Source organism: Aquimarina sp. 433 (assembly GCF_054054605.1).
Map to the genome: position 1 here is coordinate 144241 of NZ_JBSWZK010000009.1, position 23917 is coordinate 168157.

23 protein-coding genes are annotated in these 23917 nt (G+C 32.1%); 6 read left to right on the top strand and 17 right to left on the bottom strand.

All coding sequences use genetic code 11. The features are described from left to right. Positions 1–85 precede the first annotated feature (85 nt). From ACWNT5_RS18025 to ACWNT5_RS18060, 8 genes are all read right to left on the bottom strand, one after another. A complete protein-coding gene (locus tag ACWNT5_RS18025) occupies positions 86–2485 on the bottom strand; it encodes a glycoside hydrolase family 31 protein (protein ID WP_299601323.1) in 2400 nt (799 codons plus the stop codon). Positions 2486–2644: 159 nt separating this feature from the next. Further along, complete coding sequence (gene glgB, locus ACWNT5_RS18030) at positions 2645–4555, bottom strand: 1,4-alpha-glucan branching protein GlgB (RefSeq protein WP_456518165.1); 1911 nt, start codon at positions 4553–4555, stop codon at positions 2645–2647. Positions 4556–4620: 65 nt separating this feature from the next. Next, positions 4621–5892, bottom strand: a complete 1272-nt coding sequence (locus tag ACWNT5_RS18035; RefSeq protein ID WP_299601319.1) for a glucose-1-phosphate adenylyltransferase — start codon at positions 5890–5892, stop codon at positions 4621–4623. A gap of 5 nt (positions 5893–5897) precedes the next feature. Further along, the gene (locus tag ACWNT5_RS18040; protein ID WP_456518166.1) at positions 5898–7304 is read right to left on the bottom strand and encodes a glycogen synthase; all 1407 of its coding nucleotides are present in this window, start codon (positions 7302–7304) and stop codon (positions 5898–5900) included. A gap of 221 nt (positions 7305–7525) precedes the next feature. Then, positions 7526–8368: a DNA alkylation repair protein gene (locus tag ACWNT5_RS18045; protein WP_456518167.1), complete on the bottom strand. Its 843-nt coding sequence runs from the start codon at positions 8366–8368 to the stop codon at positions 7526–7528. Positions 8369–8391: 23 nt separating this feature from the next. Then, positions 8392–8706 carry a hypothetical protein gene (locus tag ACWNT5_RS18050; protein WP_456518168.1) on the bottom strand — a complete coding sequence of 105 codons (315 nt, stop codon included), beginning with the start codon at positions 8704–8706 and terminating at the stop codon, positions 8392–8394. Positions 8707–8842: 136 nt separating this feature from the next. Then, positions 8843–9523, bottom strand: a complete 681-nt coding sequence (locus tag ACWNT5_RS18055; RefSeq protein WP_343912461.1) for a helix-turn-helix transcriptional regulator — start codon at positions 9521–9523, stop codon at positions 8843–8845. Between the two features lie 8 nt (positions 9524–9531). After that, positions 9532–10845, bottom strand: coding sequence for a cation:proton antiporter domain-containing protein (locus tag ACWNT5_RS18060; RefSeq protein ID WP_456518169.1), 1314 nt, complete (start codon positions 10843–10845; stop codon positions 9532–9534). Positions 10846–11005: 160 nt separating this feature from the next. Between ACWNT5_RS18060 and ACWNT5_RS18065 the strand changes: the two genes are divergently transcribed. Beyond that, the gene (locus ACWNT5_RS18065; protein WP_456518170.1) at positions 11006–11878 is read left to right on the top strand and encodes a pirin family protein; all 873 of its coding nucleotides are present in this window, start codon (positions 11006–11008) and stop codon (positions 11876–11878) included. Positions 11879–11882: 4 nt separating this feature from the next. Here the strand turns inward: ACWNT5_RS18065 and ACWNT5_RS18070 are convergent, their stop codons facing one another. The 5 genes from ACWNT5_RS18070 to ACWNT5_RS18090 all read right to left on the bottom strand — a co-directional run bounded on the left by ACWNT5_RS18070 (position 11883) and on the right by ACWNT5_RS18090 (position 15128). Further along, the gene (locus ACWNT5_RS18070; protein WP_456518171.1) at positions 11883–12452 is read right to left on the bottom strand and encodes a hypothetical protein; all 570 of its coding nucleotides are present in this window, start codon (positions 12450–12452) and stop codon (positions 11883–11885) included. 111 nt (positions 12453–12563) lie between these two features. Further along, complete coding sequence (locus ACWNT5_RS18075; protein ID WP_456518172.1) at positions 12564–12881, bottom strand: hypothetical protein; 318 nt, start codon at positions 12879–12881, stop codon at positions 12564–12566. A 50-nt stretch (positions 12882–12931) separates the two neighbouring features. Beyond that, positions 12932–14152, bottom strand: a complete 1221-nt coding sequence (locus ACWNT5_RS18080; RefSeq protein WP_456518173.1) for a radical SAM protein — start codon at positions 14150–14152, stop codon at positions 12932–12934. 150 nt (positions 14153–14302) lie between these two features. Then, positions 14303–14458: a hypothetical protein gene (locus ACWNT5_RS18085; protein WP_456518174.1), complete on the bottom strand. Its 156-nt coding sequence runs from the start codon at positions 14456–14458 to the stop codon at positions 14303–14305. 280 nt (positions 14459–14738) lie between these two features. After that, positions 14739–15128, bottom strand: a complete 390-nt coding sequence (locus tag ACWNT5_RS18090; protein ID WP_456518175.1) for a YchJ family protein — start codon at positions 15126–15128, stop codon at positions 14739–14741. A 369-nt stretch (positions 15129–15497) separates the two neighbouring features. Between ACWNT5_RS18090 and ACWNT5_RS18095 the strand changes: the two genes are divergently transcribed. Continuing rightward, the gene (locus ACWNT5_RS18095) at positions 15498–15749 is read left to right on the top strand and encodes a hypothetical protein (protein WP_299601296.1); all 252 of its coding nucleotides are present in this window, start codon (positions 15498–15500) and stop codon (positions 15747–15749) included. Positions 15750–16072: 323 nt separating this feature from the next. Here ACWNT5_RS18095 and ACWNT5_RS18100 read toward each other — a convergent pair whose 3' ends face one another. Beyond that, complete coding sequence (locus tag ACWNT5_RS18100) at positions 16073–16906, bottom strand: DMT family transporter (RefSeq protein WP_299601295.1); 834 nt, start codon at positions 16904–16906, stop codon at positions 16073–16075. A 278-nt stretch (positions 16907–17184) separates the two neighbouring features. Here ACWNT5_RS18100 and ACWNT5_RS18105 point away from each other — a divergent pair, with 278 nt between their 5' ends. Beyond that, positions 17185–18147, top strand: a complete 963-nt coding sequence (locus ACWNT5_RS18105) for a hypothetical protein (protein ID WP_299601293.1) — start codon at positions 17185–17187, stop codon at positions 18145–18147. 12 nt (positions 18148–18159) lie between these two features. Here ACWNT5_RS18105 and ACWNT5_RS18110 read toward each other — a convergent pair whose 3' ends face one another. Then, positions 18160–19908, bottom strand: coding sequence for a SulP family inorganic anion transporter (locus ACWNT5_RS18110; protein ID WP_456518230.1), 1749 nt, complete (start codon positions 19906–19908; stop codon positions 18160–18162). A 116-nt stretch (positions 19909–20024) separates the two neighbouring features. Between ACWNT5_RS18110 and ACWNT5_RS18115 the strand changes: the two genes are divergently transcribed. Together ACWNT5_RS18115 and ACWNT5_RS18120 are read left to right on the top strand one after the other, a co-directional pair. Next, a complete protein-coding gene (locus ACWNT5_RS18115) occupies positions 20025–20780 on the top strand; it encodes a sulfite exporter TauE/SafE family protein (RefSeq protein ID WP_299601291.1) in 756 nt (251 codons plus the stop codon). A gap of 71 nt (positions 20781–20851) precedes the next feature. After that, positions 20852–21655: an MBL fold metallo-hydrolase gene (locus tag ACWNT5_RS18120; protein WP_456518176.1), complete on the top strand. Its 804-nt coding sequence runs from the start codon at positions 20852–20854 to the stop codon at positions 21653–21655. Positions 21656–21672: 17 nt separating this feature from the next. On the opposite strand, the gene ACWNT5_RS18125 is transcribed toward ACWNT5_RS18120, so the two are convergent. Next, complete coding sequence (locus tag ACWNT5_RS18125; RefSeq protein ID WP_299601285.1) at positions 21673–22122, bottom strand: cold-shock protein; 450 nt, start codon at positions 22120–22122, stop codon at positions 21673–21675. Positions 22123–22340: 218 nt separating this feature from the next. Next, positions 22341–23129, bottom strand: coding sequence for a hypothetical protein (locus ACWNT5_RS18130; protein WP_456518177.1), 789 nt, complete (start codon positions 23127–23129; stop codon positions 22341–22343). A gap of 168 nt (positions 23130–23297) precedes the next feature. Between ACWNT5_RS18130 and ACWNT5_RS18135 the strand changes: the two genes are divergently transcribed. Continuing rightward, positions 23298–23885 (top strand): pseudouridine synthase, encoded by a 588-nt coding sequence (locus tag ACWNT5_RS18135; RefSeq protein ID WP_299602589.1) that lies wholly within the window; start codon positions 23298–23300, stop codon positions 23883–23885. Positions 23886–23917 lie beyond the last annotated feature (32 nt).

The window sequence follows — 23917 nt, forward strand, 5'->3', positions numbered from 1 at the left end:
ACAAAATTCAATACACCCATTAGAATAAAAAGCTATCTAATTATACACAAAAATCTATATAAGACTATAAATTCCGATAAACTACTTATTCCGCAATAATATGAAGTTCTGTAAAGTCTTTAGGAACAACAATAGAGTTCTTATTAAACTTAAGATCACTTAGAGATACTTCTACATTATCTATTTCGATTTTTCCTATAGTAAAAGGTAACGCGATGAATTCTATATTCATATTTTCATATTCTGTAACATACGTTCCATTCTTATGTTGCTGAATAATGATTTCATTCTCTTTACCAGTAAAAGAAAAACTTCGTAAACTATATCTTCCTTTGGTATAATCATACCCATCTTGTGCGTCTTCATATACCTTAGAAACCTCTTTATTTCCTAGCTTAAAATATACTTCTAGTTTTAATTCTTCTATTTTCTTTTCTCCAACATATTGTTGTATTGGATATTTCGGAATAATTGCTCCTTCTTTTACAAACAAAGGAATTGTATCTAAATCAGCATCTACCCATTGTTCCATTCCTCCTTTTACATATTCACGCGTCCAATAGTTATACCAGTTTCCTCGCGGAATATACAGCCTTCTTCCTTTGGCATTTGGTTCTTGTACTGGGCATACTAAAATTTGATTTCCAAAAACAAATTCATCCGTTCTATAATGTGTTTGTGGATCCGTTTGATCATAAAGCACCAAGGATTTCAACATTGGAATTCCTTCTTCAGCGTATTCCCAGAACATTGTATATAAATACGGTAGTAATTGATATCTTAATTCTACATATTTTCTGGTAACATCAATCACTTCTTCTCCAAATGTCCAAGGTTCCTGATTGCCATGGTCACCAGAGGAATGCGTTCTACAAAATGGGTGAAAAACTCCAAGCTGTATCCAGCGAGCATACAATTCTCCAGTAGGATGTTCTGCAAAACCACCGATATCACTACCTGTAAAAGACATACCACTCATGCTCATACGTTGTGCTTGGATATTAGCGATCCAAAGATGTTCCCAAGTAGCTACATTATCACCAGTCCATGACGAAGTGTATCGTTGCGCACCTGAATATGCTGATCTCGTAATAACGAAAGGCCTTTTTGGGTACGCAAAACGTTTGATACCTTCGTAAGTAGCTCTGGCCATCTGAGTACCATAAATGTTATGAGCTTTTCTATGGCTACATGGATTACCATCATAAAAATGACGAACATCATCAGGGAATGTCTTTCCTGGAACCTCCATAACAGCGGGTTCATTCATGTCATTCCATACTCCTTTGATTCCTATTTCGTCAATTAATTCTTTGAACAAACCTGCCCACCACTCTCTTACTTCTGGGTTGGTAAAATCTGGAAAGTAACATTCTCCTGGCCAAACTTTCCCTCTCATGTAAGGGCCATCGGCACGTTTACAGAAATAATCATTTTCCATAGCTTCCTGATATACCCAATATTGATCATCTATTTTAATCCCTGGATCAATTATAACAATAGTTTTGTATCCATCTTCCGCTAATTCGTCTACCATGCGTTTTGGATCCGGAAAATATTCTTTATTCCAGGTAAAACATCTGAACCCATCCATATAATCTATATCCAAATAGATAGCATCACAAGGGATTCTTAGTTCTCTGAATTTGTTAGTTATCTCTTTTACTTTACTTTCGGGGTAATAACTCCATTTACACTGGTGATATCCCAAAGCCCATAAAGGTGGTAATTCTGGTTTACCTGTAAGATCGGTATAACGTGTTATTACATCCTGCATATTAGGACCATAGAAGAAGTAATAGTTCATTTCTCCACCATGTGCCCAAAAACTAGTTACGTTGCGACGTTCGTTACAGAAATCGAAGAAAGTTTTAAATGAATTATCGAAAAATATTCCGTATGCTCTATCTTCATACATTCCTATATAAAAAGGAACACTTTTATATAAAGGATCTTGATCCTTCCCAAATGCATATTGATCTGTAGCCCAATTTTCTATTCGCTTCCCTTTCAAATTTAAATGCATTGGTTTATCTCCTAAACCATAATAACATTCACCTTGAGGAGCGGATTTACTCATTTTCACAATATTACCTCCATACTCATAGCTTTGCTCCCAGTGAAAACCCCAATCGTCTTTACAAATCACATTACCTTCTCTATCGCTAATGGTAACCTGAATATTTGATTTAGCAATTTTGATGATTACCTTTTTGGTAACAATATTATAAGAATCATCTAATTCTTCTACAGCCAACTCACTATAGCCTCTAACACCTTTTTCACTGATAGCATAAGAAAAATCTTTCTCAAAATTATTATCCGTAGCATATCTGAAACGAATAACACTACCGCGTAAAATCGTAACTTGTAGAATTACTCCATTTTCGGTTGTAAAATTTATCTTATCTACATTTTGAGAAAAAGAGACAATCTTTCCTGGAAATAGATTTCCTTTTATTTCTAATTCGGTATTAGTAATCATAGCTTAGTTGGTTTCTTTGCTGTATTAGTATTGTAAAAAAACAATATCTATCGCAATAATTAAATTGTTTTATCGAGTATTTATCAAGAATATTTTACGAAAACGTTTGAAACAATATTCTGTTAACAATTGTTTAATATTGAAACTCAAACATCTATTCTACTTATCAAATTTATATACTACAGCTCCTAAAGGTGGAATTGTAATTTCCGCAGAATAATCTCGGTAATGCCAGTCTTTTGATTCTATTTTTATTTTTGACGCTTTAAAATTTCCTGTTCCTCCATATTTGGTATCGTCGCTATTAAAAATTTGCTTTAAAGTACCTTTCATAGATATACCAATACGATAATCTTTTCTAGGAACTGGAGTAAAATTACAGGCTATAACTAATGTCTCTTTATCATTATGTCCTTTTCTAACATAGGTAATTACAGAATTTTCATGATCATCATAGCTAATCCACTCAAAACCATCCGCATCAAACTGTTTTTCATATAACGCTGGATTTTCTTTATATAATTTATTTAGATCGGTAATAAGGTTTTGAACACCAGAATGATAATCATATTGTAATAAGTGCCAGTCTAAACTACCCTGAAAATTCCATTCGTCATGCTGTCCAAATTCTGCCCCCATGAATAACAAATTTGTTCCAGGATGCGTAAACATATAGCTATATAAAAGCCTTAGGTTGGCAAATTTCTGCCATTCGTCACCAGGCATTCTGCCAATAATGCTCCTTTTTCCATATACAACTTCATCATGTGATAATGGAAGCAAAAAATTTTCTGTAAAAGCATAGGTCATACTAAACGTTAGATCATTCTGATGATGCCTTCTATGAATAGGCTCTTTACCCATATATAATAATGTATCATGCATCCAACCCATCATCCACTTCATACCAAAACCTAATCCTCCTACAAAAGTCGGTTTGGATACCATTGGAAATGAGGTAGATTCTTCTGCTATGGTTTGTACATCTGGAAAACTTCTATAAACCTCTTGATTTAATTCTTTCATGAAATCAATCGCCTCTAGGTTTTCTCTTCCTCCAAATATATTTGGCTCCCATTCTCCATCTTCTCTGGAATAATCAAGAAATAACATAGAAGCCACTGCATCTACACGTAATCCATCTGCATGATATTGATCTAACCAAAATATAGCATTACTTATCAAAAAGCTTTTTACTTCATTTCGTCCGTAATTAAATATCAGACTTTTCCAATCTGGATGATATCCTTTTCTTCTGTCAGGATGTTCATATAAACAAGATCCGTCGAAAAAACCTAAACCGTGACCATCTTCTGGAAAATGTGATGGCACCCAATCTAATAGGATCCCAATGTCATTTTGATGTAGTTTATCTACTAATAGTTTAAATTCTTCAGGATATCCAAATCTAGATGTTGGAGCAAAATAACCTGTAAGCTGATATCCCCAAGACGGATCATAAGGATACTCCATGATAGGCATTAACTCTACATGAGTAAAATTCATTTTTTTCACGTAGGCCACTAATTCATCCGCCAATTCGTAGTATGACAAGGATCTATCTTCTTCTATTTTTCTTTTCCAAGAGCCTAAATGAACCTCATAAACAGAAAAAGGAGCATCGATTGCATTGTTCTTTTTCCGTTTTTTCATCCATTCAACGTCTTTCCAGTCATATGAATCTTCCCAGACTACTGATGCTGTTTTAGGAGGATGCTCATATCTACGTGCATAAGGGTCTGCCTTCTCGGTAATCACACCATTATGATGAGAATGAATTTTATATTTATAAATATTTCCTTTTCCGACTTCTGGAATAAAACCTTCCCAAATTCCAGAGGCATCCCAACGAACATTAAGTTGATGTTCATTTTCATTCCAAAAATTAAAATCTCCAATGACAGATACGGATTTAGCTGAAGGGGCCCATACAGAAAAATAAGTTCCCTTTACACCATTCAACATTATGATATGAGAACCAAATTTTTCATATAACCTGAAGTGCTTTCCAAGTTTAAAAAGATCTATATCAAATTCAGAAAATAAACTATGTACTATAACTTTACTCATAAAAGGTAATCATGATATGAGTGCATATCATATTTAGCTAAATAGAATTTCTATTTAGTAGGTTATTAAATTTTGAAATTATCTGGGATGATAGTCCCTTTTCTAAATACTACGATACCATCTTTGATAACAAATCGATCATCTTCGGTATCTTTTAAATGTGAACCTCCATTTACAATCACGTTATTACCAATTCTACAGTCCTTATCTATTATAGCATTATTGATGTTGCAATTTTCACCCACACCAATAAAAGGTCTATTTTCTTTGGAATCAGTTTCTAATTCTTCCAGATCTTGATATCGGTCACTACCAATCATATAGGTATTTTTAATCACTGTATTTTTACCAATTCTCGATCGAATTCCGATTACAGACTGTTCAATTTCTTTTGCCTGGATGAGGCACCCTTCAGCAATCATTGCTTTATCTAAGCGTGTACCAGATATTTTTGACGGTGGTAGAATTCGAGGTCTGGTAAGTATATTACGCTCATTATCGAATAAATCAAACTTTGGAATGTCATTGGCCAACTCTATATTAGCTTCAAAAAAGGAAGCAATAGTACCTATATCTGTCCAATATCCTTCATATTGATACGCCAATACTTTATGTGTATCTATAGATTGTGGAATAATCTCTTTTCCAAAATCGATTCTCGATGGATCTGATAAAAGTTCTACCAATAATTGCCTGTTAAATATATAAATCCCCATAGAAGCAAGATACTCACGCCCTTCATTTTTCATCTCATCACTTACTTCTGATTCCCAACCAGGTAATTTATCAGTACTTGGCTTTTCTGTAAACGAGCTAATAAAACTCTCATTATCAGTTTTTAATATACCAAAACTAGTAGCATCCTTAGCGTTAACGGGTAAGGTAGCAATAGAAATATCAGCACCCTTTTCGATATGCGCAGAAATCATTTCATTAAAATCCATTTGATATAATTGATCTCCTGATAGAATCAGCGCATACTCAAAATCATGATTTAAAAAATGATGCATAGATTGCCTTACTGCATCTGCTGTACCTTGAAACCACGTTTTATTATCTGGTGTTTGCTCTGCAGCCAATACATCTACAAAAGCTTGGCTAAAAGAACTAAATATATAGGTGTTTTTAATATGACTATTTAATGATGCAGAATTAAACTGAGTTAAAACAAACATCCTTTTGATATCGGAATGTATACAATTGGTTATAGGAATATCAACTAAGCGGTATTTACCGGCTATAGAAACCGCAGGTTTTGATCTACTTTCCGTTAAGGGAGATAATCTGGTTCCCTGTCCTCCTCCAAGGATAATCGCAAGGACTTTTTTGTTAATCATTGTGGTTATTTTAAAGATTTATATAATTCTATGTATTTGCTCGCTGAATTATTCCAAGAATGATCAATTTTTACAATCTCTTTTTGTTTCTCTCTATAGTATTTTTGATTCTCGTAAAATTCAACTCCCCTTTTAATTGAATTATACACATCCTGAACATTTACTTGGTCATGACAGATCCCAAAACCATCATCACCAATATCGATAATCGTATCCTTAAGTCCTCCAATTCTTCTAACAATCGGAATAAGTCCATATCGTAAGGCATACATTTGATTTAAACCACAAGGTTCTACGCGCGAAGGCATTAATAAAAAGTCTGCTCCTGCGTAAATGATATGAGAAAGCTTCTCATCATATCCAATATAGGTGTTATACGAATCAGGAAATTCTTCTTTTACACTTCTCAGTCTATTTTCTACTTGGTGATCACCAGATCCCAATATCAAAATATTCACATCTAAATTACGAAGTGTTTCTAAACATATATCTGGTAAAAGATCAGCACCTTTTTCATACACTAATCTTCCTATAAAAGCAAATAACGGTTTCTCTGCATCCAATCCAAACTCATCACATAACCATTTTTTATTCGCTTTTCTACCAGAAACAATATTCTTATCTCCATAATTTTTTATAATCATTGGGTCCGTTTCTGTATTCCAGATCGTATGATCGATACCATTTAAGATACCAACACATTTATCTTTTTCATGATGCAAAAGACCTTCTAATCCGTTTGCTTTTGATTGTAATTCCTCCATATAACTAGGGGAAACTGTAGTTACTCTCCAAGCACATTTAATTGCTGTAGCTAATGGATTAATACATTGATCCCAATCCAACAACCCTATATTATGCAGATCAAATTGCGGAATATAATCTAATTTATCATAGGAAAACCAACCTTGATACTGTGCATTATGGATGGTGAGAACTGTAGGGATATCTATTAATTCCTGAAAGTCGGGAACTTGAGATACCAAAAAAGGAATCAATCCAGTATGGTGATCATGACAATGAATAACATCAGGTTTTATCTCTTGATTACGAAGCCAAATGAGTATGGCTAATTGAAAAGCAATGAATCTTTCCGTGTCATCATCATAACTGTATACATTTGGACGGAATAATAACTCTTTCTGATATACTAGATATATCTGAAAACCAAATTCTAATGATATTACCTTCTTAATGGTAAAATCATAATGATGTATTCCTAAATTGATTGTTTCGGAAAAGACATCTTCACAAACAAGCTGATGTACCTTATCATTATCGTAATATGGTAGTATTACTTCAGTATTACAACCTAGTTCATTTAGATATTTAGGAAGCGAACCCACCACATCTCCAAGACCACCGACTTTTGCTAAAGGGTAACATTCTAAACTAGTATAAAGTACTTTCATTACTTACTCTTTTCTACTTCTAAAATTATGAAATAGGTCTATTGTTAATAACTTCGATAAGGAGTTTAAATCTATAAAAATCCTGAAAACATTTACCTATAAAAACTTTAAAAAGAATAAGATTTAATAGTAATTTAATAATTATTTAGTGTATTAATTCGCTATTTTATAATAATATGATAATCTTTGAAAATGTGGTGATGGTTAACAACTATTTTTTATTATTTATTAATTGACCGCAAGCCTTTTTTGACAATATACTTAGTCTCTTTAGTCTTGGATTCTGTTTCCCATTGATTGCAGATCTTTGTAACCCATTTTGGTTGTGTTTTACTTGCATCATTTAACCAATTTCCTATTGCGTCTCTTACATATTTTGAAGGATCCGATTTTAGTGGTTCTAAAACACTTAAAGCTTTTTCTGGAGATTCTTTAAGTTCATCGATTTTTTTGGTCCATACTCCAATAGGTCTTATCGTTTCTACCGCATATCTTCTAATATTCTCATCAGAATTTTTAACCCAATTGGATAATATCATAATAGATTGATCTAAATCCTGAATAATATATTCTTTGGTCGCAAAAATGGCTACTTCTCTTACTCCAAAATGACGATCTGCAGCAAATGGTTTGATCGTATGTAATCTTTCTGTTATAGACATATCAGTCGCTCCATAATACTGCGCCGCCCAACATCTGGGTATATCTGAAATATGATTTGAAAGATAATTTATAATACCTGGATCATTGGTAAGCTGCATAAATGTAGCTCCAATAACCTTGGTATTAGAATTTGCTGTTGGTTTCTTTTGATTAGATACAGCTTCATAAAAACTATCATACCAATTAGATTTATCTAACTCATCTAATACTAGTTTTAATAAATGTAATTGATCAACTGCTAACCATTCGATCAAATTTGCTGTTTCTATTAAACCTTTATTTAAATACTCCAGAACTTCTGGGTTAAGATCTTTAGTACTTCTCGCTCCTTTTCTTTGTAAAATATGTTCAGGAATCATTCTACTGGTAATCTGTGAAATTGGTTTTAATTCTGCTAACATGGTTGTGTGGTTTAAAGATATGGTTATTCTTCGAATTGGTTAAAAACATCTAAATGATACATTTGCATAGTTTCTGGTTTGATAATTTCGAATATTGCAACAGCTTTAGGGTTTTTCATAATATCTTCGGATGCTTTTTTTGCAGCATTACCATCTCTCCAATATAACAGATCAATAAATTTTCCATCTTCATTACTTGCGGTAGTTCTATCTATAAAACCATCATATAGTTTTATGATATCATTTAAAGAGGTCAAGGCTTCTTTGGCTTGTTTTGTAGAATACTCTGGATTGACTTCAAAGAGCACTACTTCCATGGTGTACGGTTTGTTTTTCATAAGGTGTTGGTTTTGACTAAATATACTTGCGCAGCATAAAAACAGACTAAGCATAACAGTGTGGATTAAGTGATACATGTTTTAATTTTTATCAAAACTAAATACCACATATGACAACCTTATGTCAGTAGGATTACTAGTGTTCTCTATATTTTTTAAAATAATCTTCTAGAGTGAATAATTTTGGAGGAAATATCTCTGAAGTTTCTATAAGATTTACAATACGATCCGTTCGGAATTCTCGATAATCATTACGTAATCTACAGAAAGCAATCATTACCCAAATAGTATTTGTAAAATATACCCCTAAAGGTTCTACGGTTCTTTTTGTAAATTCTTGAGAAGCCGCAGTGTACTGAATTTCTAAAACCCTTAAATCTGTAATCGCTTGTTGTATTACCGATAAATAGGTGCTTTCTGGTGATTTCCTAAAAGGCGGACTTACAATCCTTTGTTCTAATAATTCTAATTTTTCCTTTTGTGTAGTGTTTAAAATTGCCTTTACTTTTTCTACTACTTCATTATAATCCGCGATTAAAGATGCATCATTATTAGTCTCTATAATCTTAGCAGCTGTGATTAAAGCATTCGCCTCTTTTTCTGTAAACATAATGGGCGGTAATGAATATCCATCTACTAAATAATATCCTGTTCCTGCTTCAGCGCCAATAGGTACTCCTGCATCGGACAAGGCTAGCATGTCTCTATAAATAGTACGTATACTTACATCAAATTTATCAGCTAAATCAGCAGCTTGCACTATTTTTTTGGATTGTAGTTTTACTAAAATCGCAGTTAATCGATGTAATCTTTTCATTATGAAACTTATTCTAGAGTTTCACCTTCTTCATCAGAAGAGTGTTCAATTTCACTAAGATCTGTCGTAGTATCCATAATATAAGCCACTTCTGCATTGGCAGCTTCCTCTATTTGTTCTGGAGTTAACTCATCTTCATTCGTACTCTTATCACGGATCATTCCACCAGTCATAATCAAACTTGTTCCTATTATTACAAATAACAAAATACCAGGTTCAAATCCAGGGATAATAGCTTCTGCTGGAATTGCATAAAATAATAAAACAGTTATTAAACCTCTGGGAGCAATAAACAACTGTGGTGATATATCTTTACCCACAAATATTCTCAATAGTACATATCGTATTGCGTAAATGGATATAATTATCAATATGCTTATCAGCGCTACTTTCAAATTTAACAGCGAAGATAATGTTATTGTAATTCCAAAAATTACGAAAAACAATGTTCTTACCACAAAGGCTGTTTCTGCGGTAATCACATGTAGCTCATGATATATAGCCTTGGCCTTTTCATAGTCTAGGAGGTTTTCCAATTTCCACTGAAAAAACAGTTTCATATTGGCTATAACCAATCCAAAAATTAGAATGATAATAAGCGAGGATAAATGCATCTTCTTTCCTAGTCCATATAATAACAATAGTACTGCAATCAATAAGAACAGTTTTACCTGACTCTTAATTTTTTGAAAAATTAAAATGATACCGTAACTAGCTATCAATGAAATGATGATGGTAAGGATTAGGTTAAATGCAAAACCTGCCACGCCCGCATCCTCGGCAGGATTTAACTTTCCTGTTAAGAAATAGAACATCATGATTCCCAGAATATCCGAAAATGTACTTTCATATACATGAAATTCTTTTTTTGCTTCTGATAATCCCGCAACACTAGGAATTATAATCGCACTAGATAAAATAGACAATGGTGTAGCGTATAACAATGCAGATTGCATTGTCATACCGTCAATTAACGCTTTTAAAACAACAGCCGCAACATAAGCCGAAGCCACTAAACCTATTAAGGCAATAGCTAAGGATTTTAAAATAGGAACCAATTTTTCCCGTTTTAATTTTAATTCCAAAGCAGCTTCTAAAACGATCATTATTAGCCCAATAATTCCTAAAACTTCTAACATTGGAAAGAAATTAAAAGAACCTTCACCAAATGCTTTGATCGCATACTGGATAACAACTCCCAATATAATAAGCATTAAAACTGCCGGTATTTTGGTTTTTTTTGCTATTCCATTAAAAATAAAAGATAAAATAAGTACTAAAGATACTTCTATAATCAGGTTATAAGAAGAAAAAATTTCCATTGGTTGGTTTAGGTTGTTTAAGATTGCTTCGGAAAAGATAGTAAAATAATTTCACCTACTTCACGTACTATTTTTTTAAAGAATGACTTAATAAATTTTTAACGTATTACCTATCCTAAAAAGTGTATTTTACCAAAACTATTCACAAATAATAAAGCAAATGTCTAATCAAGGATTGATAATTGAAGAACGTAGCCGTGATATTGGTGATTTTCTAGTAGGAAGATTAATACCATTTAGAAAAAAAAGAATGGTTGGTCCTTTTATATTTATAGATCATATGGGTCCTACTATTATTAAAAACGGAAAATATATGGATGTTGATCAACATCCACATATCGGATTATCAACGTTAACGTATTTACTAGACGGAGAAATTATGCATAAGGATAGTATTGGTACAAACCAGCGTATTTCTCCTGGCTCGGTAAATTGGATGGTAGCCGGAAAAGGTGTAACTCATACCGAAAGAACTCCGGATGATATGAGAGATGGTACAGAGTTTTTAGCACATGGATATCAAATTTGGGTTGCATTACCTAAACACCTGGAAGAAATAGAACCAGAATTTCATCATATAGATAAAAAAGAACTTCCTTATTGGAATGACCATGATACAGAGTTTAGATTAATTGCAGGAAAAGGGTATGGAAAACAATCTCCGCTACCAGTGCATTCAGAACTTTTTATGGTTGAAATAAAAAGTACAGAACGATATGAGCTGCAAATAAAAGGCGAGTTAAAAGGTGAAATAGGGATTTGTATTGTAGAAGGTGAAATAGGTGCTTGTGATTCCATTATTGGAAAAGGAAATATGCTAGTGTCCAAAATTGAAGATACCTGCTCTATAGTATTAGAACCGAACACCCATGTTTTATTATTTGGTGGTGAGCCGTTTCCTGAAGAAAGGCATATTTACTGGAATTTTGTTTCTTCGAGTAAAGATCGATTAGAAGAAGCAAAAGAAAAATGGAGAAACAAACAATTTCCAAAAGTCAATGGTGATGATAGTTATGTAGTTATGCCAGAATAAATAACTAACCTGCAGCTAATTCGCGTCTTATATCTTTCAAGCTTTTGTTGGTGTTTACCAATTCTAAAATGATTTCTTTACGAAATTCATCTAGATCATCATAGTCATAGTATTTTGCCCATTTGTGATCTTCCAAAAGCGTTTTAATCTGTTTTATTAGTTTTCGGGTCGCATCCACTGGCCTTATAATAGCTATTTGATCATAATCAGGATTGTCTTTGTGCTTGTAACTAACAGTTTTGGTTTCGAAATTAACAGATACATAGTAGGCATCAACATCCTCACTCAGGTTTTCTCTAAAGTCAGTCCAATCAGCGTAACCTAATCTAAGGTCATCAATTTCTACAGGTATTTCGGATACTAATCGCCAGTTACATTTAGCAGCTCTTCCCCAATGATTCGACAATCGATAAACCCCGTTTGTAGTATAATAATAGGTACTACCTGACTCACTTCGATAATGTGGTTTTCTCCTAGATATTTCTCTTAATCGAACTCCTCTAAAAACACAGTATGTATTCTTAAAAAAGTTATTTCTGGTAAATTTCTTTACTTTCGCTACTTGTTCTTCCAATGACTTTAATTTTTCCGAGAGCAAAGAAATTATTTTTTGAGAAGAAAAGAAAAACAAGTTTTTAACAGCATATTGTTAGAAAATTAAATACTCATTTCTAAATATGCTAATTCATGCAGGGTTATTTTTTTTACCAAAAATTAAAAACATACAATAACCGGCTACATTTCCTATAAAAATCCCAATATAATGTGGTACAACGAAAAAAGCTTCATACCACCAACCTATTCTTTTTCCGAATTTTCTAGTACATGCTCTTCCTATATAAGACATTCTCCACCAATGGATTGTTTTTTTTCCATCACGACCATCACGATATACTTCTTTACCTGTTGTGTATACACATCTTAAGTGTCCTCGTAAACTGCATTGATCTACAATTGCAAATTCTCCCATTGAATTCTTTTGTTTTTCAATTTTGTTTCCCATCTTGTAGAAATATTAGTTTAAACTATAAAATTTTATTTCAAAATATCAATTTATCTTCCATAAGTAGCGAAATACTCCAGATCACTTTTATATCGTGAAGATCCTAACTCTTGTCTGTCAAGAAAAGACCATATCTCTTCACTTTTCATTTGATCCACTTTCTCATTGGCAAATAGATCTGGAAAAAGAATCATCAATTTGTTTTGAACATAAGCCGTAAATTTTATCAGATCCTTACAATATATAGATACATTGTCAAAACCATTTTCTTTTTTAAATCGATGTACTAATCTTCCACCTTGGCATATTTCCATAATAGGACAACTAAGACATTTTGAATTTAACTTTGTTGTACTATCTTCAAAATACAATTTCCCAAGTGGTGATTTTTTAATATCCGAAAAATTATGAGTATTAATATTCATACCTGTTTTCGTAAAGCCATGCCCGCATGCTTTTAAAGAATCAATTGCTTCAATTTCTCCGTTAGTCTCGATTACCAATACTGTAGATTCATTATTAGTATGCTCCGTAGTTCCTAAAAGTCGATTTATTAAACCAGCAAACATGGGTATCTGATATCTTTCTGAATCTTCTATCCAAAGATCAAATAGTTGAATCAACCAATCTGCCATAATCGTTTTTGTTTTATCGAAAGGAAATGTATCATGTGTAAAATCAGGAATTAAAAAGTTAACCGAATTTACATTCATATCTTTAAAACTATTATAAATGTATTGAGGATCCTCTTCTACATTGATTACACATACTGTGTCAGCGTATCCTATATGTTCTTTTAGTATTTGGACTGATTTAAAAACACGATCATAACTTCCTTTTCCTTTATGATCTTTTCGATACATATCATGAGCTTTTTTTGTCCCATCTACACTAACACTAGGATAAATATTTAATTCTCTAAACAAAGAACACCACGATTTATCGATCAAAACTCCGTTCGTTTGTATATCATATTTGAAGATTACGTCGGATAGTTGTTGATTTAATTTGTTTGCTTTATTAATAAAATAACTGTAAAACTTTTTATCTATCAATAAAGGTTCTCCTCCATGAAAGATAAATGAAAACTCTTTCTTTTTATATCTAAGGATATATTGTTTTGTTTTAACCAAAATTTCATCAACTAGCTCATAGGACATGAATTTTGGTTGCTGTTTATATGTAGTATCACCAAGATTGTACATAAAACAATAAGAGCAATTAAGATTACATCTGCTTGCTACTTTTAGAATTAGCGCATCGAATTTCATAAGGATATTTTAATTAGAATCAATAGGGGTGCGAAAAATGTACTAAGCGAAGCATAGTGATAAAATGTACAAGTTTACTATACTCCGCCCAGTTATACGTAGATTGAAAAACCTACAGTAAGTTCCTAATACGAAACCATATCGTATTTACTATCGGTGATGTGCTGGTGTTTCTATAGCTGTTGCCACACAACGTCCTAATGTTTCTGACCAAACTTGACCTTCTGCACATCTTCTACCGCCACTGGTTGGGTAATAGATGATATCTGGTATATTATTTTCTGCACCTCCAAGAATGGCTTTCATGTTTTGAAGTTCTTTTGAAGAAAATTTATCCAAGCCCTTGCGTATTAAAAATACTTTTTTCATTGTATTGAATGTTTAGATTTTGCCTACTCTATATGATTTTCGGCGGCCTCATGATTAGTGTGTGCCCATGCGCGCAAATGGACATTACAACATTAAATACACAAAGGATGATTTTGTTACCCGTCTTCGGGAAAAATATTTTATTTGATATAATAATTTGAATTGATCTTGAGGAAGATATAAGTATATAAAAAGAACAATTTAAATGTCAAATAGATTATACTACGCCTAAATATACCCAATATCCATTTTCCTTAATAAACTTAGAATTTTCATGAATACACTGTAATGATCCATTTTCGAAGTAAAATGCTTTGAATTCGACCGTACCTTCTGAATCATTTTGAAGACCTTCTTTTGTATTCAAAACTTCCAACTTTACCCATTGGACAGATTTAGCCCATTTTACTATAGATTTCTTTTCTCTAGTAGAAGGACGTGTTGTACTATGATGACTATGCTGCAAATAATCTCCATTTGCAACGACAAAAGCACTATAACGAGATCGCATTAAAGATTCTGCAGTTAGAGCATTAGTTATATCTAAATGAATTTTATGACAACAAGCCTTGAATGAATCCAACTTTCCGCAATAACAGTTATTCATTCTTTATGAGTTTTCTTTAGATTGGTTTACTCTATTTACAATTTCTTTTAACCTTGCAACCCTCAATTCTTTCTCTTTTCGCAATTTGTTCTTTTTGCGATCCATGAGTTTTTTATGCTTTGCTTTATTGAGAGTATTTTTTGCTTTTCCCTTTTTAGGCATTATTTGAAGGTTTATGTTGCAAAAATAACAAAAGCATTTCTAAAGATTAAATTAAACAAAAGAGCGTTCAATTATCATAAAATAAACTGAATTACAACTATTTACTAGTAATAAATGGGGAATTTTTAATTTTTTACACTTTTTTATTTGATTTATTACGGTTTTTCCGTAGTTTAGTCTTGCCTTAAATCTTTAAAACCATTGCTTATGCATAAAACTACTCTTGAGAAGCGATTTAATTCGCAAAATTTAGCAGAAAAATATCGTCATGTTTGGAACAAAGGTATTCACCTTTTTTCGATCAATGATGCCAATAGAGACTTCTATTACAGTGTTTTTTACATTGACTTTCTATTCGCGGAAATTATATATAACAAATTAAATGGTGAAATAATCACTATTAAAAGTTTTACAGATAAAGCAAAACTAATGTATTACCTAAGAGAAGATTTTAGTTAGCCATATATTATTATTGAGTATATGAATGCAGTAATCTTAGTTTAGTTTCTAGATTAGAACATTTTGCCCCAACAATTGTCGAAGTCTGATTTTTAAGTGATTAAATGATTAGTTAATTAGTTAGTTAGTTCACCAAACGCTCTGTATTTCATATGCTCATTAATAATGAGATAAAAACATTTATCCAAAACTATTGTAACATATAACTCAACTATTATATACATCGTCGTAAATACCCAAGAAACGTTCATGATACTGATACAAAAGTTCATGAGCGTTTTGCTTTTTAATAGAAGTAAATCCTATTTCTTTTTAATCATGAATTATTTGGATTTATAGAACATATTCAGAACTAGTCCAGTAATCACCATAACCGTTCCTAGTACGCTAAGAATTGGATAATTATCTCCAAAAATAAATACTCCAGCAATCATGGTAAATATTACTTCCATATATTTCAGAGAAACAACTTTATTAGTCGCTTGTGATTGAAATGCTTTTGTCATAAAAAGCTGTCCAAAATAACCAAAGACTCCTAAACTTAATAACAATGCCCACTCTGCTCCTTGAGGTGTTTTAGTCCATTGAAATATGGATAATATCCCGCCCAAAACCGTAGATATCCACATAAAATAATTAACAATAACTACTGGATGATCTCTTAAACCGATTTTATTTATTAATACATAAACAAAACCACTAAACAAGGCGGATAAAACAATTAATAATAATCCGAAAGAATTAATCTCTGTATCAAAACCTTTTATAATTAAAACACCACTAAAAGCAATTAAAAAGAAAAGCCATTGAATATGCTTTACTTTTTCCTTTAAAAATAAGACGGCCAATAAAGTTGCAAAAATTGGAGAAAGATATCTTAAAGATACTGCTGATCCTATTTTAAGATATTCTACAGACATAAAAAAAAGTCCCATAGATGTTACTCCTGCTAATCCACGTAGTATCAACCATTTTTTCTGATTCCCTAATATAGGAATCTTGTGATGTAGCAAAAAAGGCATTGTAAAAAACAATGTTCCTATAGATCTAAAAAAAACTAATTGATACGCACTAAAACCTTCTAAATACTTAACGAGCAGATTCATTACAGTAAATGAAATTGTGCTAAGAATCATAAAATAAATTGCCTTCTTCAAATATTCTCCACTTTAAAAATTTGAAACTATTTTTTATCTGGTTTTAGAGTTCAAATATAGAATTAGTTCATAGATAATCCTTTAAAACATAAATGCATTATTCTTAAAAAATGGATCTTAAATAAGAAGAGTTATAATTTTATGGAGCGGTTTTTGTATAATTAATAATAAGAAAAACAATGATTTTATATATTTTGAGTTATTAATAAAACCGGTTAAAAGTTGATATTAGATTATTTTTATTAATTTTAACTACTATTTAAGTCCCTCAAATCCCTATGAAGAACGTACTCCTACTGTTGGTATTACTTGCCAATCAGTGTATTTACAGTCAAGTATACACTATTCAAGACGCAGGTGAAAAATTCCCTATTTCTTATGCGACAATTTCATTTGGTAATGGAAATGGACTCTTTGCGGATGAAGACGGAGTATTTGAGTTTTCAAAAAAACGATACAAGGATATTGATTCTATCTATATTTCTGCTTTAGGGTATAAAGAAAAAGGAATTAGCACAAAAAATTTACCGAAAATAATAGAGTTAACACCAGACGTAGCACAATTACAAGAAGTTGTAGTAAAAGCCGAAAATTTAGGTAGATATAAAACAAAAAGGAAAGGATCCAAAATACACGACGATTATTTTAAATGTTGGTTACCTACAGTAGAATCTGAAATTGCGGTGTTCTTTCGACGAGATCCGTTAAAATCAACTAAAATTGCATCCGTTTACTTACCCGTAATGATGGAATCTTCTAGAGGATCTTCTGGTAGGAAGCAAGCATTCTCTACCTTGTTTAAAATGCAATTTTATAGGAATGATAATGGGTTTCCAGGAAAACGATTAGCAGGTGATGATATTATTTTTAGAATCACTAATGATGATAAAACGAATTTCGAACTTGATATTTTAGAACATAAAGTTTTTATTCCCAAAAATGGTGTTTTTGTTTCTATTCAAGTTTTGGGTTACACCGATAAAAATGGAAAACTACAGCATACTAAAAAATATCATGAAGTCGAAACTCGTAAAGGTATCGTAAAAGTGTCCACTACATTTAGGCCTTTGCTACCGTTTACCAATAAAATTGAAGATAATATCACATTCACAAGGAGAATATTTTTTAAAAATAGAACTTGGCAACGGTTTGATGAGAAATACAGCGAAAATAATATGCTCATTCAAAAAGGATTTATGAACTATGGAATGGGCTTAAAAATGCATGTATATGAAAAATAAACCTTATTTTACTTAGTCTAGAAAAGATCTCTTTTTATTGTATTGTACGGCTACTTCCATGGATTTTTTCTGAATGGTTTTATGCTCTGTAAAATCTACAGCGTCTTCGATATTCAGGAAATTATGTTGAGCACCCAAATTATCCGTAAAACCTGATCTTTTCAAAAAATCACGAACAGGTCCAATTGTTCCAGAAATTAGTAATTGTATTCCTTGATCTTGTAAATAACGATGAACATCTTCTAGTATATGCAGCCCTGTACTGTCTATATCATGAATATTAGTACTATCCAAAATCAAAAATTCTGGCGATTCGTCTCTTTTCTTTATCTGTTGAATCATCGCTTCCTTAAAATAACTCGTATTGGCAAAATACAATTGATCATCGAATCTTATAATCAAGTATTTCGAAGATCTTTTAGCATCCGGAAATCTTTTAATATTTCTATAATAATTAGTATTCGGGATATTTACCAATTCTGCAATATGCGGTCTAGAACTATAGTACTGTAAGAAAATGTATGACAAAATAACACCTATAAAGATCCCCTTCTCTACTCCAAAAACAAGTGTTCCCAGAAAAGTAATAAACATAACTATAAATTCTCTTCTTCTTAATTTGAGAAGGTACTTTGCTTCAGAAATATTGATTAAACCAAATACAGAAACCAATATGATCGAAGCTAAAACCGCTTTGGGAATGTAATAGAAAAAAGATGTTAGAAATAATAAAGAAATTACTACCATAAAGGCGGTAATTATGGACGAAACTGTAGTTTTTCCGCCTGCTTCGTCATTAATAGCAGATCTACTATAACTTCCTGATGATGGAATCGCTTGAAAAAAAGCACCTATCACCTTAGCAATACCTAAGGCTAATAATTCTTGATTAGGACTTACGGTATGATCACGATTTTTCATCTCCAGTGATTTTGCAATCCCTATACTTCCAACATATCCAATAAATGTGACCGTCAAAACAGAAGGAATCAAAGCAATCATAGAATCATAATTCATATCTGGAATACTAAAAGAAGGTAGTCCTTTTGGCACGTCCTCAATAACTGAAAGTCCTAAATTTTGTAAATCAAAAATTATCGTAATAACCGTTGTAACCACCAAGACAAATAAAGCTCCGGGAAAAGATCTTTTCCATTTCTTAAGAACTAACATCACAAAAATAGATCCTAGACACATTCCTAATGTAATAAAGTTCACGGAAGAAATATGTTGCACTGCATACCATAAAGATTGATGCACATAATCAAAATTAGGAATTTTGATACCCAACGACTCACCAAGTTGTGATATGATAATAATAATGGCTGCTGCTGAAATGAATCCAGAAATCACGGGTTGGGAAATCAGATTTACTAAAAATCCCATTCGCAATAAACTCAATATTATTTGTAATAAACCGATTAACAAACCTGAGAAAATTACCAAATTGGTAAACTCATCTGTAAAAGGAGTCGCTATCTGGCTCACTCCGCTCATTACTAATATTGCTGTTACCGCAACAGGACCAATACTTAACTGTCTGGAGGTTCCAAATAATGCATAGATAATCAATGGAATAAGACAGGCATATAATCCAAAAATTGGAGGAGTTCCCATTAACAATGCGTATGCAATCGCCTGCGGAATAAGAATAACTCCTACCGTAACCCCTGCTACTACATCAGCACCAAAAGTGCCCTTTTTATAGCCTTTAACTGCTTCTAAAATTGGAAGTATTTTGTGGATTTTTTTAACGTCTATTTTGGTTTTTGTTTGCTCCTGTAAATCTACAACAGTTTATGATTTTATGCCAATTGATTTTAAAAAAGCAATTATATTTTATGGTTTTATTTATTTTTGAAGTGTAATAAAAACTAATGAACGATACATTACTTTTAATTATTCTAGCATTGATTGGCTTCTTTGCCGGAGTTATTAACACCATTGCGGGAGGAGGATCTTTACTTACATTACCAATGCTTATTTTTATGGGGTTACCACCTGCAGTAGCAAACGGAACCAACCGCATTGGTATTTTTATACAAAGTATTACATCCGTTGCCGGATTTAAAAGCAAAGGAATAAAACCTTCTATTTTAAGTGTTTATTTAGGTATATCTGCATTAATCGGATCTTTAATAGGTGCAAAAATTGCGATTGATATTAAAGGTGAAACGTTTAATAGAATATTGGCGATTATTATGCTAATCGTAGTTCTTTTTATGGTTTTTAAGCCCAAAGTTGATCTTGCCAATATTGCTGAACGCACCCAAGGAAAGTATAAGTTGCTATCCATAGTAGTTTTTTTTATCATCGGCATTTATGGAGGTTTCATTCAAGCAGGAGTTGGGATATTCATTCTTTTAGCATTAACATCTATTAACCGCTTAAACCTTGTAAGTTCAAATGCCGTAAAAGCATTAGTCGTTTTTATCTACACTATTGGCGCACTAGCAATTTTTGCTCTTAATGATCAAATCGATTATTTATATGGTCTTGTCCTAGCATTGGGAAATGCTTCTGGTGGTTGGATTGGAAGTAGATGGTCTGTTAAAAAAGGGGACGGTATTGTAAAGGTATTTTTAGTGGTGATGGTTATTGCCATGGCAATTAAATTATGGATAGATAGTTAATCTTACATTAAAATGTTTTCGATTCTATCCTCATTTTATACCTTGTTGAGATAACTAAACCTTAAAAGTTTATGAAATACTATATAACACATCCCCTATTATTAGTTTTCACTATATTTCTTTTTAGTTGCAATTCTAATACCAAAGAAAAAAATAAAGATAATAACGTTCCTACTGATGTTGCTGAGAATAATACTAAACCAATTTCTGATTTGAAAATTATTCCTATTCAACATGCTACTACGGTTCTGGAATACAAGGAGCACACCATTTATATTGATCCTACTGGTGGTCTTAACGCATTCAAAAATCAAAAAGAACCTACAATTGTATTAATTACGGATATTCATGGAGATCATATGAATATTGAAACCTTAGATAGCTTGGATTTATCTAAATCTAAAATTGTAGTGCCACAAGCAGTAGCGGAGAAGCTTCCTGCAAATTATACCAAACATCTGGTGGTTCTAAATAATGGTGAAACAAAAGAGGTAAATGGTATTTCTATTGAAGCTATACCAATGTATAATTTAAGAGAAGAAGCTCTAAAGTTTCATAATAAAGGAAGAGGAAATGGTTACGTTATTACATTGGGTGGAGAAAGACTATATTTTTCTGGTGATACCGAAGATATTCCTGAGATGAGAGCTCTAAAAAATATTGACAAAGCTTTTGTTTGTATGAACCTTCCTTACACCATGACAGTAGAAAGTGCTGCTGATGCTGTTTTAACTTTTAAACCAAAACAAATATATCCCTATCATTATAGAGGAACTCAGGGTTTAAGCGACGTATCAAAATTCAAAGAAATTGTAAATACTGGTAATAAAGAAATAGAAGTAGTTCAATTAGATTGGTATCCCGATATAAAGTAAATACTCTTAGGAATTAATTATTGCTTTTTAACCCTAACTGCATTTAATCCTTTTAGTCCCATTTCTAATTCAAAAGTAACTTTATCTCCTTCTCTTACTTCTTGCATTAGACCGTTGACATGAACAAAATATTTCTCTTGTGATTCTTGTTCTGTTATAAAACCATAACCTTTAGATTCATTAAAAAAAGCTACTCTACCCTTTTTTATTGGATCCTCTTCTACATGCTCTTTTTTAGGAATCGCTATTTCTATATTTTCAGCCTTTATCTTTTTTTTCTTGGAAAGATCTGGAGGCGTATCAGAAAGATGTCCATTTTCATCGACGTAAGCAATCATATTATCAAAACCACTACCCTTTTTCGAATTTGCTCTACGTTCTTCCTTCTTTTTTTGTTTTTCCTCTCGTTTTTTTAACTTCTTTTTTTCTTTTTCAATCTTACTAAAAGTCTGTTGTGATCTACCCATATCATTTTTTTAAAGTATTTTACAAGTCATCGAAATACTTAACAGAAAATTATACAAGGGTTAATGACATCACCTAATAATTGGTCTCATTAGCGGTAGAAACGACGAAGTATAAAATTTATAATTATACTTATAAGCTTACAAAGATATACTATACACATGAATTAAAGGTTATTCTAAAGAATTAAAACCATATTTTTTAATAAACAATGTTTTTCTTATCGTTCTCTAAAGCGATGTATTTCTGTACTGGACAACATTCTACTTGTAAATGCAGGACATCTTCTTAATGCTGCTCTAGTTTCTGAACTTCTTTGCAAATCTGATGATCTATCTCCATATAGATGCACTGCAGGAGACATGCTACTATAACATATAAAATACATATATGCATTACAAAGAGCTTCTAATCTTCCTGGATTCCTAGATACTCTGGTATTGGATAATGTTTCTCTATCCGCTGCGGAGAAATAGCGATAACTAATTTTACCCGAATGGGTCATCACATGACCAATTTCATGCATTAGAGTTGGTATTATTCGGAGATTTTGATTTCTCCATAATGCGCCATAGGTTATTATTATACCATCACGCTCATCAAAAAAATCAGTAGTATGGTCATCATAAATTGGATTTAAACCACCAGTATATCTTTCAGAATTTCCTCTTCCTGCAGAATTTGAAAATATAATACCTTCTGGTTTTCGTTGTTTTAGCCACCTTAAATGACCAGAAGGAATTAAATCCAAGGTATTTTCTACCATAGAAACATCCGACAATCGAACACGATAAATATTGATATTAACATGATTTCTAGAGGTATACATTATATTAACCAAATCTTCATTAGAAATACTCTGGTAATAGCCTCTAACAGGATCACTTTCCCAATTTTCTAGTAGATTAGGACCAAAATAATTCGGTTCTTGGTTTCTTCTTCTTCCTGAAGCATACCCTCCAACTATAATATCTTGCCGGTAAGGCTGTCCAATAAATTGAATTGACATAATAACAACTATTTAAAAATAATAAATCACATCTGATTATTAATTAGTTATAAAATGTTTATAAAAGTAAACATGATCGCTTTAAACATTCTATAATCATAACTACATTTGATGCTAGTAATTAAAAATATTTTATCTGCTATAGGTATTTGTTTCACCACTATCTCTATGAATAACCACAAGCACTTTAAAATTTATAAACCATACGGATATCTTAGTCAGTTTGTAAATAATGGTCAAAAACAAAATTCAAAACGATTATTAGGTGAATTATACGATTTCCCGTCGGGTAGTATGTCTATTGGTAGGTTAGATGAAAAATCAGAAGGGCTTTTATTAATTACTACCGATGGTAAAATAAGCAACTATATATGCAGTAGTGGTATTGAAAAAGAATATTATGCGCAAGTAGATGGTGCTATTACAGATGAAGCCATTGCAGCATTACAGAATGGAGTAGAAATTGGTTTCGATGGAAAAAAATATATGACTAATCCCTGTAAAGCTTTTAAAATAAAATCAGTTCCTAATTTTCCAGAAAGATCAAAAAAAATACGAGATGATCGACACGGGCCAACTAGCTGGATATCCATTATATTACAAGAAGGTAAATTTCGACAAGTTAGAAAAATGACATCCGCTGTTGGTTTCCCTACATTGCGTCTAGTTAGAGTTCGAATAGGAAGTATTCATTTAAATCAAATGGGTATTGGTGAGATCATAGAAATAGACACATCTACCATCACATCTGATTAATTTATATTATACACGTATAACTTTGAAACCTT

Coding starts and splice junctions, on each gene's coding strand:
- ACWNT5_RS18045 (WP_456518167.1), bottom strand. CDS start 8,368: ATGTTAGCAGAATTAAAACCAATTTCACAGATTACCAGTAGAATGATT.
- ACWNT5_RS18050 (WP_456518168.1), bottom strand. CDS start 8,706: ATGAAAAACAAACCGTACACCATGGAAGTAGTGCTCTTTGAAGTCAAT.
- ACWNT5_RS18055 (WP_343912461.1), bottom strand. CDS start 9,523: ATGAAAAGATTACATCGATTAACTGCGATTTTAGTAAAACTACAATCC.
- ACWNT5_RS18040 (WP_456518166.1), bottom strand. CDS start 7,304: ATGAAAGTACTTTATACTAGTTTAGAATGTTACCCTTTAGCAAAAGTC.
- ACWNT5_RS18120 (WP_456518176.1), top strand. CDS start 20,852: ATGAAATACTATATAACACATCCCCTATTATTAGTTTTCACTATATTT.
- ACWNT5_RS18075 (WP_456518172.1), bottom strand. CDS start 12,881: ATGGGAAACAAAATTGAAAAACAAAAGAATTCAATGGGAGAATTTGCA.
- ACWNT5_RS18105 (WP_299601293.1), top strand. CDS start 17,185: ATGAAGAACGTACTCCTACTGTTGGTATTACTTGCCAATCAGTGTATT.
- ACWNT5_RS18025 (WP_299601323.1), bottom strand. CDS start 2,485: ATGATTACTAATACCGAATTAGAAATAAAAGGAAATCTATTTCCAGGA.
- ACWNT5_RS18060 (WP_456518169.1), bottom strand. CDS start 10,845: ATGGAAATTTTTTCTTCTTATAACCTGATTATAGAAGTATCTTTAGTA.
- ACWNT5_RS18090 (WP_456518175.1), bottom strand. CDS start 15,128: ATGAATAACTGTTATTGCGGAAAGTTGGATTCATTCAAGGCTTGTTGT.
- ACWNT5_RS18035 (WP_299601319.1), bottom strand. CDS start 5,892: ATGATTAACAAAAAAGTCCTTGCGATTATCCTTGGAGGAGGACAGGGA.
- ACWNT5_RS18080 (WP_456518173.1), bottom strand. CDS start 14,152: ATGAAATTCGATGCGCTAATTCTAAAAGTAGCAAGCAGATGTAATCTT.
- ACWNT5_RS18125 (WP_299601285.1), bottom strand. CDS start 22,122: ATGGGTAGATCACAACAGACTTTTAGTAAGATTGAAAAAGAAAAAAAG.
- ACWNT5_RS18115 (WP_299601291.1), top strand. CDS start 20,025: ATGAACGATACATTACTTTTAATTATTCTAGCATTGATTGGCTTCTTT.
- ACWNT5_RS18065 (WP_456518170.1), top strand. CDS start 11,006: ATGTCTAATCAAGGATTGATAATTGAAGAACGTAGCCGTGATATTGGT.
- glgB (WP_456518165.1), bottom strand. CDS start 4,555: ATGAGTAAAGTTATAGTACATAGTTTATTTTCTGAATTTGATATAGAT.
- ACWNT5_RS18095 (WP_299601296.1), top strand. CDS start 15,498: ATGCATAAAACTACTCTTGAGAAGCGATTTAATTCGCAAAATTTAGCA.
- ACWNT5_RS18130 (WP_456518177.1), bottom strand. CDS start 23,129: ATGTCAATTCAATTTATTGGACAGCCTTACCGGCAAGATATTATAGTT.
- ACWNT5_RS18085 (WP_456518174.1), bottom strand. CDS start 14,458: ATGAAAGCCATTCTTGGAGGTGCAGAAAATAATATACCAGATATCATC.
- ACWNT5_RS18135 (WP_299602589.1), top strand. CDS start 23,298: ATGAATAACCACAAGCACTTTAAAATTTATAAACCATACGGATATCTT.